Origin of the sequence: Maritimibacter dapengensis, assembly GCF_019218265.1 — a bacterium.
In the GTDB taxonomy this organism is placed as follows: Bacteria; Pseudomonadota; Alphaproteobacteria; order Rhodobacterales; family Rhodobacteraceae; genus Maritimibacter; species Maritimibacter dapengensis.
The window spans coordinates 710035-719598 of sequence record NZ_JAHUZE010000001.1 but is presented as its reverse complement, the minus strand read 5'-3'; the positions used below and the strand labels follow the sequence as shown (position 1 = coordinate 719598).

Here is a 9564-nt window from a genome sequence, read left to right as displayed (position 1 = left end):
TTTCGCCTGACTTCACAACCACGTCGCCGTTGCCGATCCTTGAGACCGGTCCGACGGGCGCTGCGCGACCGCACCGACTCGACGGGCGCGAGCATCGCACAAAACAGCGAACCGCTGCGTGATGACGCCTCCCGCCCGTCATACCTTGCACAGATCCCACGGCGCGGGGTGAATGTGAAACCCTTTCGCGTGTCCCTCCTAACAATCCTCGCGACCGGCGGCTGCGCCGGCCAGCAATCCGTGCTCGACCCGGCAGGCCGGGATGCAGAGGTGCTCGCCACGCTCTTCTGGTGGATGCTCGGCGGTGCGGTGGTCCTCTGGATTTTGATGAACGGCATCCTGTTCTACGTCTCCCGCGCCAAGGAACGCGAGTTTTCCCGCCGAACGGCAGAACTTTTCATCATCGGCGGCGGCATCGTCTTCCCCACCGTCGTGCTCGCCGTCCTTTTGTCCTACGCGCTCTCGGAAATGCCGCGCCAGCGTGATCTGGGGAGCGGGCTGACAGTGCGGGTCGTCGGCGAGTCCTGGTGGTGGCGGGTCGAATACCTGCCGGACGGCTGGGACACACCGATCGTCAGCGCGAATGAACTGCGCCTGCCCACGGGGTCGCGCTCGGAGATCAAGCTCGCAGCGAACGGCGTGATCCACTCGCTCTGGATTCCCGCGCTCGGTGGGAAAACCGACATGATCCCCGGCCGTGAAACCCGGATGTCGCTGGAGCCGGAAACGCCCGGCGACTACCGCGGCCAATGCACCGAGTTCTGCGGCGAAAGCCATGCACTCATGGCGTTCGGCGCGGTGGTGATGGAGCCGGAGGCCTTCGCCGACTGGCTGGACAAACAGGCGCAAGAGGCGGCACCTCCGACAGGGACCGAGTCCATCCGCGGGCGCGAGGTGTTCGCGGCAGAGGGCTGCGGCGGATGCCACACCGTGCGCGGCACGCCCGCCGACGGTCTCGTCGGCCCCGACCTCACACATCTGGCGGACCGAAGAACGCTCGCCGCCGGGGTGCTGCCGATGACCGAGGCCGCGATGATCGACTGGCTGCGCGACCCCGAGGCGATCAAGCCGGGCGTGCACATGCCCGCTTACGGACATCTGGACGACGCGGACCTCAGCGCGCTGGCGACCTACCTTTTGGGGCTGACATGACCGAGACCAGAACACAGCAAAGCGCCTTTCACGTGGCGGAGCCCGAGGGCACCTATCCGCCCACCGAAGAGATGCTGGACACCCCGGTCGATCCCGGCCTCAAGAAGGCGCGCGAGGACCGGTTGCGCGCGGCGTGGAAGCAGCCGACGGGGTTACGGTATTGGTCAGCGGTCAACAACTCCGAAGTCGGGGCATGGTATTCTCTGACCGCCTTCGCGTTCATGCTGGCCGCCGGGGTTCTGGCGCTTCTCATGCGGGTGCAACTCGCGGTGCCGGAAAACGATTTCCTCTCCGCCGAACGCTTCAACCAGTTCTTCACGATGCATGGCTCGGCGATGATGTTCCTCTTCGCCGTGCCCATGTTCGAGGCGATCTCGATCCTGCTGCTCCCCGCCTTCCTCGGCGCGCGCGACATGCCGTTTCCGCGTCTCTCGGCCTACGGGTTCTGGTCCTTCCTCGTCGGCGGCATCTTCGTCCTGAGCTCGGTCCTCTTCGGCATCGCCCCCAACTCAGGCTGGTTCATGTATCCGCCGCTCGCGACCGAAGCCGAGGGACCTGGCAGCGACATCTGGCTTCTCGGCCTGTCGTTTATCGAGGTCGCCTCCATCGCCGCCGCGGTCGAATTGATCGTCGGCGTCGTCAAATGCCGCCCGCCGGGAATGCGCATCAACCTGATGCCGCTCTACGCGTGGTATGTCCTCGTCGTCGGCGCGATGATCCTCTTCGCATTCCCGCCCCTGATCGCGGGCGATTTCCTGTTCGAGATGCAGCGTTCCTTCGACTGGCCGTTCTTCGATCCGGAGCGCGGCGGTGATCCGATGCTCTGGCAGCATCTCTTCTGGATCTTCGGCCACCCGGAAGTCTACATCGTCTTCCTGCCCTCCATCGCCATCGCCGCGATGGTCATCCCCACCGCTGCACGCCGTCCGATCGTCGGCTACTCGTGGATCGTGCTGTCGGCGGTCGGCACCGGCTTTCTGAGCTTCGGTCTTTGGGTGCACCACATGTTCACCACGGGCCTGCCGTCCCTGTCGCTCGGCTTCTTCTCCGCCGCGTCCGAGGCAGTGGTGATCCCGACCGGGGTGCAGCTGTTCGCCTTCGTCGCGACGCTCATGGTGGGCCGGGTGAAGATGATCGCGCCGATGCTCTGGATCGCGGGAGCGGTCGCCGTGTTCACGGCCGGTGGACTGACCGGCGTCATGCTCGCCATCGCGCCCTTCAACTGGCAGGTCCACGACACCTATTTCATCGTCGCACACCTGCATTACACGCTCTTCGGCGGGATGATCTTCCCCATCGTCGCCGGGGTCTATTACTTCTACCCGTTCATCACGAAGAAGAAGATGTCGGAAAAGCTGTGCCGCCTCTCCTTCTGGCTGACCTTCACCGGCTTCAACATCTGTTTCCTGCCGATGCACCTGACCGGCCTCATCGGCATGCCGCGCCGGGTTTTCACCTATTCCGGCGACATGGGGTGGAACTGGCTCAACCTGATCTCCACCGTCGGCGCGTTCATCCTGGCGTCCGGCATCCTCGTCTTCGCGTGGGACCTGATCCGGCCGAAATCGCGCCAACCCCTGACCGAACGCAATCCGTGGAATGGCGGCACGCTGGAATGGGCGCATGACATTCCCGATCCCGGTTGGGGCGTGCGCGCGGTGCCCTATGTGACATCGCGTTATCCCCTGTGGGACCAGCCGAAGTTCATCGAGCGGCTCGACGAAGGGCGTTTCTACCTCGCCGACGCCGAAGAGGGACTACGTGAAACGCTGGTCACGTCAGCCGTCGATGCCGAACCCCAGCATGTCGCACGGGTCACGGGCCCTGCGTGGTGCACGATCCTCGCCGCCGCCTTCACGGGCGGGGCCTTCATCTTCCCGACCTTCCACATGTACCCGCCCGCCATCGTCTGCGGCGTGCTCGCAATCGCGTCGATCATCTACTGGCTCTGGACCTCGACGGCGCAGGTGCCGAAGACCCCGGTCAAGGACGTCGGCCTGAACCTGCGCTTGCCCACCTACGTTTCCGGTGCCAAAGCGCCCGGCTGGTGGGGCGTCTTCATCACGATGCTGGGCGACGCGACTGCCTTTGCGAGCCTCGTCTTCGGCATCTTCTTCTACTGGACCGCCCGCCCCGACTTTCCCCCTCAAGGCACCGCACATGCGAACCTGGCCCTCGTCGCACTCGCCGCCGTTCTGTTCTCGGCAAGCTGGGCGGCCACCCGGATCGCGCGTGGCATCAACCGCCAGGGGAAAGTTACGGCGGCCCGCGTCCTGCTCGGCCTCGCGCCGCTGCTCGCAATCGCCGGCGCCGCAGCTCTGATCTTCGCGCTCCGGCTTCCCGGTCTCGCCCCGACCGAACATGTCTACCCGGCAATGATGTGGGCGATGGTCGTCTGGGTCTGCGCCCATGTCGGCGCCGGGGTCATCATGCAGGGCTATTGCCTCGCCGGGTCGATTTTCGGCAAGCTCACCCCGCGCTACGACGCGGACCTGTGGAACACCACGCTGTTCTGGCACTTCCTCATCATCACCTGCCTGGTCACCTGTGCGCTGGTCGGCATTGTCCCGAGGGCCATGTCATGACCCGGATCGAGGACAAGCCCGACGACCCGCCTCCCTACCGCCACCGCAGCATCTGGCACATGATCGCGGCGCCCGTGGTGTGGTCACTGCATTTCGCGGGCGTGTACGCCTGGACGGCGCTGTCCTGCGCCCGCTTCGGCGGCCCGGACGAGGCGCGTCTGGGCATCGCACTCGCCACCGCCGCGGCGCTTGCCCTGATCGTGGTCATCGGCTGGCGGGCGTGGAAGCAGTGGGATTTCCTCGACGATTACGACGACGTCCATGACGCGCCCACGACCGAACACCGCCGCGAGTTCCTCGGACATGCCGGCTGGCTGCTCTCGATCATTTCCGCCATCGGGGTGCTCTTCGTCGCCGCCCCTGCCTTCTATATCGGGAGTTGCCTATGACACGCCCGATCTTCGCAACGCTCGCGGCACTCACCCTCGCCATCGCCTGGATCCCGGACTGGGAGGCGCATCAGGGCGATTTCCCCGCCCACATGCTGCGCCACATGATCCTCGTGGCCATCTCCGCGCCCCTTCTCGTGGCCGCCTTGCCCATTCTGACCCGCCTCACGTTGCCCATCGCGCTCGCCGCCGCGATCGAGTTCGCCGTGGTCTGGGGCTTCCACTTGCCGGGCGTCCACGCGGCAACGCAGGCGGGCGGCGCGGCCTTCGTTCTGGAGCAGGCGCTGTTTCTCGCCGCCGGTTGCGTGATCTGGGCCAGCGCGCTCGCCCCGGAGAACCCGCTTGCGGGCGCGGGCGGCATGCTCCTGACCTCCATGCACATGACCTTGCTCGGCGCGCTGCTCGTCCTCGCGACCGATGACCTCTACGCCGAGATCTGCGGCCGTGCGCCCGATCTGGGCGGGCAGCAATTGGGCGGGCTTCTGATGCTCGCCATCGGCACGCCAATCTATCTCGTCGCAGGTCTCACCCTGACGGCCAAGGTTCTGAAGGAGCGCCCGACATGACGTGGCGTGGTTTTCTCCGAGGCCCACTGGACGGGCGCACCGTTGCCCGGCTCGTCGCGGGTGTCGCGGTCGTGGGTGCCCTGACCGCAGGCGCGGTCGTGGGCTTCGGCCTTTACAATGTATCCGCCAAAGCCGGGCACTGGCCGGGGGTAAGCTGGGTTCTGCACAGCACATTTCGCAACGCAGTGGCGCTCCGCGCGCACGCAGAACCGCCCGCCGATCTGGACAGCGCCGACATGATCGCCCTCGGCGCGCGCCATTTCGACAGCGCCTGCCGCTTTTGCCATGCCGCACCCGGCGAAGAACGCTCGGCCACCGTGCGCGCAATGGTCCCCGCCCCGCCCCCGATTGCCGAAGCGGTGACGCATTGGGAGGCGGACGAGCTGCATTGGATCGTCCACAATGGCATCAAGATGTCCGGCATGCCTGCATGGCCCGCCGAGCGCGACGACGACGTCTGGCCTGTGGTTGCGTTCCTGCGTGCAGTGCCGGAGATGAACGGCACCGACTACGCCCGACTGACACGCAAGCCGGACGACAATGCCTGTCTTATGTGTCACGGCACGGACGGGGCAACGGACAACGCGCATATCCCGCGCCTCGACATCCTCTCCGAAACCTATATCGCCACCAGCCTGCACGCCTATGCGATCGGGTCGCGTGACAGCGGCATCATGGCGGAAGCCGTGAGCGACCTGACCGATGCGGACATCGACGTTCTGGCCGCCGCCTTGTCCGCGGTCTCGCCCCAAGGTCAGCCCGGGTCGCGTGATGCGCTGGCGCAGGAAGGTCAGACGCTGGCAACCGCGCGTGGCACCGTCGACGTGCCCGCCTGCCGCGCCTGCCACGGCCCCTGGCCCGAACCGTTGAACACAGCGTTCCCCTCGCTCGCCGGACAACACGCGCCCTATCTGGAGGCTCAGCTCAAACTCTGGCGCGATGGAAACCGGGGCGGCGGCACAGCCTCACGCCTCATGCATCAGGCCGCCCGCGACCTGACCGACGAACAGATCACCCGACTTGCTGCCTATTACGCGTCCCTCGCCCCCGCCAAGCTGAACGATACGTCCAACTGAGCGTCACTCGGCTCGACGCATCCAGATCCGGGTGGCCACCCACAACACGATCCCGATCCCGATGAGCACCCCGGCGATGAGGTATTGCACCGGCTCGCGCCCGGTCCACGGCCCGACCAGAAACGCACAGGTCAGCGCGCCCGCCACCGACACCGCAATAGGGCTGCGGAAATGGTCGTGATCGACCGTGTCGCTGCGCAAAACCAGAACCGCGATGTTCACGACCGTGAAAACCGCGAGCAGGAGCAACGCCGTCGTGCCGCCCAGTTCGGGCACCGCGCCCACGAAGGTGATCAACCCGGCGGCCAAGGCTGTGGTGAACAGGATAGCGGTCACCGGCGTCTTGCGCTGACTATGAACCTTGCCGAGGACCGACGGCAACACCCCTTCCTGGCTCATGCCATAGACCAGCCGGCTCGCCATCAGCAGGTTGATGAGCGCCGAGTTCCCGACCGCGATCATCGTGATCAATCCGAAAATCCAGGGCGGAAAACCGGGCGCACCGGCGGAAACCACCTTCAACAAGGGCGTGTCGCCTTTGGCCAACTCTTCGACCGGCACAATGGATATCGCCACGATGGACACCACGACGTACAAGAGCGCCGCGATGCTCAACCCGGCGAACAGCATTCTCGGGAAATTGCGCGACGGGTTCTTCGTCTCCTCGGCCATGTTGACCGAGTCCTCGAACCCCACCATGGCAAAGAACGCGAGCGTCGTGCCCGCGACGACCGGCCAGAATATCCCGCCATCGCCGCTTTCAAAGTCAAATGCCTTGCCGATGTCGGCGCCGCCGGACCCGAAAACCATCACGCCGATCACCACGATGATGATCAGCCCGGTCAACTCGATACAGGTGAATACGGCGTTGAGCCCGACGCTCTCGCTGACCCCACGCATGTTGATCAGCGCGATAGCGGCCACGAAGACGAGGCCAATAAGGGTGATCGCAAACCCGCCAAGTTCCATGGAGAACCCCGCCGACATGTTCTCCGCAAAAGCGCGCGCTGCGGTCGATGATGATGTCAGCCCCGACGACATAACCGCGAAAGCGACAAGAAACGTGACGAAGTGAATGCCAAACGCCTTTTCGGTATAGAGCGCCGCGCCCGCGGCCTTCGGGTATTTTGTGACGAGCTCGAGGTAACTGCACGCCGTGAGCGAGGCGACCACGAAGGCGACCAGAAACGGCAGCCAGACCAGCCCACCGACCTCCTCCGCGACCTTGCCGGTCAAGGCGTAGATCCCCGTGCCCAGAACATCGCCGACGATGAACAGAAGAAGTAGCCCCGGACCGATCGCGCGTTTCAACTGCGTATCGTCGCCCCCGGCGCTCTCTGCATTGCCTAAAGTCGTGTCGTTACGTTCAGCCATGAAAACGGCTCCCGTGGATCGGCCTGAACGTGGCCGGGGTCAAGTTTACGGAGATGTCGTCTTGGCGGTTCGACCGGGACCCGGGCCGGTGACATCAGGAAACGGCGTCGGGGTTCAGGCTTATGGATCGGACCGTGGAAATCGAACGTCCGGAAACGGCATTGGTTCCGGCCTCGCCGAACCGAAGGTGCGATGAGCACCACCGATATCCGCGACTACCGCGATCCAACACACGCCCGTCAATACGAAAAACCTGCTGGTACCCGCGGCCGGACTCGAACCGGCACGGCACTAAGGCCAAGGGATTTTAAGTCCCCAGTGTCTACCATTCCACCACGCGGGCCAGCGGTCGGGACGCTAGAGGATCGACGGCAAAAGGGAAAGCCGTCAGTGGTCCGAATTACGGAGCCGAAATAGAAAAACGCCCGGATCGACATCCGGACGTCGGGTATTTCGTGTGGCGCGCTGTTAGTCGAACTTCTTCGATGGAGCCAGCACCGTCGCATCACCCTTCAGAACAGGCTTTCCGTCCACCAGAGCCTCGGTCTTCAACGTCACGCGCCGCTTCGAATAATCGATGTCCATCACCGTCACCTCGGCGCGCACGACATCACCGGGACGCACCGGGCCGATGAACTTGAGGTTCTGACCCATGTAGATCGTGCCGTGGCCCGGAAGCTGTTCGCCGATCACCGCGGAAATCAACCCGGCGGTCAGCATGCCGTGGGCGATCCGCCCGCCAAAGATCGTGTCCTGCGCATAGGCTTCATCCAGATGCACCGGGTTCCGGTCGGTCGAGACCTCTGCGAAAAGCTCGATATCCCGATCCGTCACCTCTTTCGTGACGTGACGCATCATGCCGATTTCGAGATCCTCGATACAGATCGTGCCGCGTGGCATGTTGTCCAACATGGAATCCTCCGGGTAACAATATTGCCGGATTTCCGGCCTTGTCAGCATAATATTACTTTGCAGCCGCAGAAATCAACCCCGGAATGAAGCTTACCGCAGATAGCCGATCGCAAAAGTCGGAGTGATCATCTCCTTTGAAACAAAGGCGTCCAGCGCGGCCTGCTCCGGCTGCGCCCCGGTCTTTGTCTCGGCCCGCGCCAGACCACCGGTAATGAAAAGAGAATCGATGTCTTCGCCCAACGCACCTTTTATGTCGGTCCCGATCCCATCTCCCACGGCAAGGATGCGTCCATCCGGCGGCAGCTGGCCGAGCGCCGAAAGCCGCCGTCGCGCGAGGTCGTAGATCGGCGGATGCGGCTTGCCGAAATACAGGCTCTCACCGCCCATCTCGGTGTAAAGCGCAGCCACCGCACCCGCGCACCACTCCCGCGTTTCACCCCGGTCGACCACGATATCCGGGTTGGCGCACAGCAGCGGCAAACCCTTCTGCTTCGCCAGCAGCAACTCGGGCCGCAGATCCGCGACCGGCGCATGCGGATCGAACGGACCGCAGCACACGATGCCCTCCGCACGGTCGAGCTCCACCCGCCTGATCTCCACGGGATCGTCGATAATCTGGAGCGGCTCGAAGAAGCTTTCGTCGTGCCGCTCGCCCATGAACCACACGTTTCGGCCTACCGCCCCTGTGAACATCGCGGCCCGCGCCGCGTCACCCGAGGTCGCGATCGTGTCCCAGCAATCCTCGGGAAGCCCCATGCGCGTCAGTTGTTTCTCGACCGACGCCCTGTGCCGCGGCGCATTGGTAACGAGCACGACCGTCTTTCCGGCCTCACGAAATGCCCGAAGCGCCGCAACAGCCTCGGGAAACGGGCGCAAGCCGTCATGCACGCAGCCCCAGAGATCGCAGAAAAGGGCATCATAGGGCTGCGAAATATCCGCAAGGCTTTCGACGATCTGCACCATGTGGCGGTCTCCTGTTTGCGCTGTCGCCCGATCCTTAGCGCGCCCCACGTCGTTGCGCGACCCCCTTGCACTATCCCGTGCGAATCACCAAAGTCCGCGCGAGTGGCGGCAAAGGTGGATCGCAATGGAACGCAGACATTTCCTGGTTCTCGCAGGCATCGGCGGGGTCGCCCTGATCGCCGGTGGCGGCTATTTCGCTTCGATGGAGCCGGCCGGCGCCGGTTATGAACATCGCCCGCTCACCGCGGCGGATCTGACCGAGGGCGACGCGCTCGTCGTAGATATCCGTCGCCCCGAGGAATGGGCCGAGACCGGAGTGGTCGAAGGCTCGATGCTCTTCACCTTCACCACCGCCGACCGGTTTCTCGCCCAGGTCAGCGGTGAGCTTTCGGATGGACGCGATCTCGTCCTGATTTGCCGAACCGGAAACCGCACGCAGGCCGCCGCGGATGCGCTGGCCGGCCAGATCCCGAACCGCATCGTTTCCGTCGAAGGCGGAATCACCCGGATCATCTCGGACGGCTACCAGACGGTGAAACCGCGCTGA

At 64.6% G+C, this 9564-nt stretch carries 9 protein-coding genes and 1 tRNA gene; 6 read left to right on the top strand and 4 right to left on the bottom strand.

Translation table 11 applies throughout. The features are described from left to right. The first annotated feature begins 189 nt into the window (after positions 1 to 189). The 5 genes from KJP28_RS03605 to KJP28_RS03585 are packed head-to-tail and all read left to right on the top strand — an operon-like array spanning position 190 to position 5768. A complete protein-coding gene (locus tag KJP28_RS03605) occupies positions 190 to 1152 on the top strand; it encodes a cytochrome c oxidase subunit II (protein ID WP_336245290.1) in 963 nt (320 codons plus the stop codon). Next, positions 1149 to 3737, top strand: coding sequence for a cytochrome c oxidase subunit I (gene ctaD / locus KJP28_RS03600; RefSeq protein ID WP_218390853.1), 2589 nt, complete (start codon positions 1149 to 1151; stop codon positions 3735 to 3737). The genes KJP28_RS03605 and ctaD overlap by 4 nt, the downstream gene beginning before the upstream one ends. Continuing rightward, the gene (locus KJP28_RS03595; protein WP_218390852.1) at positions 3734 to 4126 is read left to right on the top strand and encodes a hypothetical protein; all 393 of its coding nucleotides are present in this window, start codon (positions 3734 to 3736) and stop codon (positions 4124 to 4126) included. Before ctaD ends, KJP28_RS03595 begins: the two co-directional genes overlap by 4 nt. After that, complete coding sequence (locus tag KJP28_RS03590; protein WP_218390851.1) at positions 4123 to 4692, top strand: cytochrome c oxidase assembly protein; 570 nt, start codon at positions 4123 to 4125, stop codon at positions 4690 to 4692. The genes KJP28_RS03595 and KJP28_RS03590 overlap by 4 nt, the downstream gene beginning before the upstream one ends. Beyond that, complete coding sequence (locus tag KJP28_RS03585) at positions 4689 to 5768, top strand: c-type cytochrome (protein WP_218390850.1); 1080 nt, start codon at positions 4689 to 4691, stop codon at positions 5766 to 5768. Before KJP28_RS03590 ends, KJP28_RS03585 begins: the two co-directional genes overlap by 4 nt. 3 nt (positions 5769 to 5771) lie before the next feature. Here the strand turns inward: KJP28_RS03585 and KJP28_RS03580 are convergent, their stop codons facing one another. From KJP28_RS03580 to KJP28_RS03565, 4 genes are all read right to left on the bottom strand, one after another. After that, positions 5772 to 7142 carry an APC family permease gene (locus tag KJP28_RS03580; RefSeq protein WP_218390849.1) on the bottom strand — a complete coding sequence of 457 codons (1371 nt, stop codon included), beginning with the start codon at positions 7140 to 7142 and terminating at the stop codon, positions 5772 to 5774. A 257-nt stretch (positions 7143 to 7399) separates the two neighbouring features. After that, positions 7400 to 7485, bottom strand: a tRNA-Leu gene (locus KJP28_RS03575). A gap of 125 nt (positions 7486 to 7610) precedes the next feature. After that, positions 7611 to 8054 (bottom strand): MaoC family dehydratase, encoded by a 444-nt coding sequence (locus KJP28_RS03570; RefSeq protein ID WP_218390848.1) that lies wholly within the window; start codon positions 8052 to 8054, stop codon positions 7611 to 7613. 90 nt (positions 8055 to 8144) lie between these two features. Further along, positions 8145 to 9017 carry a TIGR01459 family HAD-type hydrolase gene (locus tag KJP28_RS03565; RefSeq protein ID WP_218390847.1) on the bottom strand — a complete coding sequence of 291 codons (873 nt, stop codon included), beginning with the start codon at positions 9015 to 9017 and terminating at the stop codon, positions 8145 to 8147. Between the two features lie 124 nt (positions 9018 to 9141). Here KJP28_RS03565 and KJP28_RS03560 point away from each other — a divergent pair, with 124 nt between their 5' ends. Beyond that, positions 9142 to 9564, top strand: coding sequence for a rhodanese-like domain-containing protein (locus tag KJP28_RS03560; protein WP_218390846.1), 423 nt, complete (start codon positions 9142 to 9144; stop codon positions 9562 to 9564).

Excerpts from the sequence above, each read along its gene's own strand:
- KJP28_RS03560 (WP_218390846.1), top strand. The coding sequence starts at position 9,142 with ATGGAACGCAGACATTTCCTGGTTCTCGCAGGCATCGGCGGGGTCGCC.
- KJP28_RS03580 (WP_218390849.1), bottom strand. The coding sequence starts at position 7,142 with ATGGCTGAACGTAACGACACGACTTTAGGCAATGCAGAGAGCGCCGGG.
- ctaD (WP_218390853.1), top strand. The coding sequence starts at position 1,149 with ATGACCGAGACCAGAACACAGCAAAGCGCCTTTCACGTGGCGGAGCCC.
- KJP28_RS03585 (WP_218390850.1), top strand. The coding sequence starts at position 4,689 with ATGACGTGGCGTGGTTTTCTCCGAGGCCCACTGGACGGGCGCACCGTT.
- KJP28_RS03565 (WP_218390847.1), bottom strand. The coding sequence starts at position 9,017 with ATGGTGCAGATCGTCGAAAGCCTTGCGGATATTTCGCAGCCCTATGAT.
- KJP28_RS03590 (WP_218390851.1), top strand. The coding sequence starts at position 4,123 with ATGACACGCCCGATCTTCGCAACGCTCGCGGCACTCACCCTCGCCATC.
- KJP28_RS03595 (WP_218390852.1), top strand. The coding sequence starts at position 3,734 with ATGACCCGGATCGAGGACAAGCCCGACGACCCGCCTCCCTACCGCCAC.
- KJP28_RS03570 (WP_218390848.1), bottom strand. The coding sequence starts at position 8,054 with ATGTTGGACAACATGCCACGCGGCACGATCTGTATCGAGGATCTCGAA.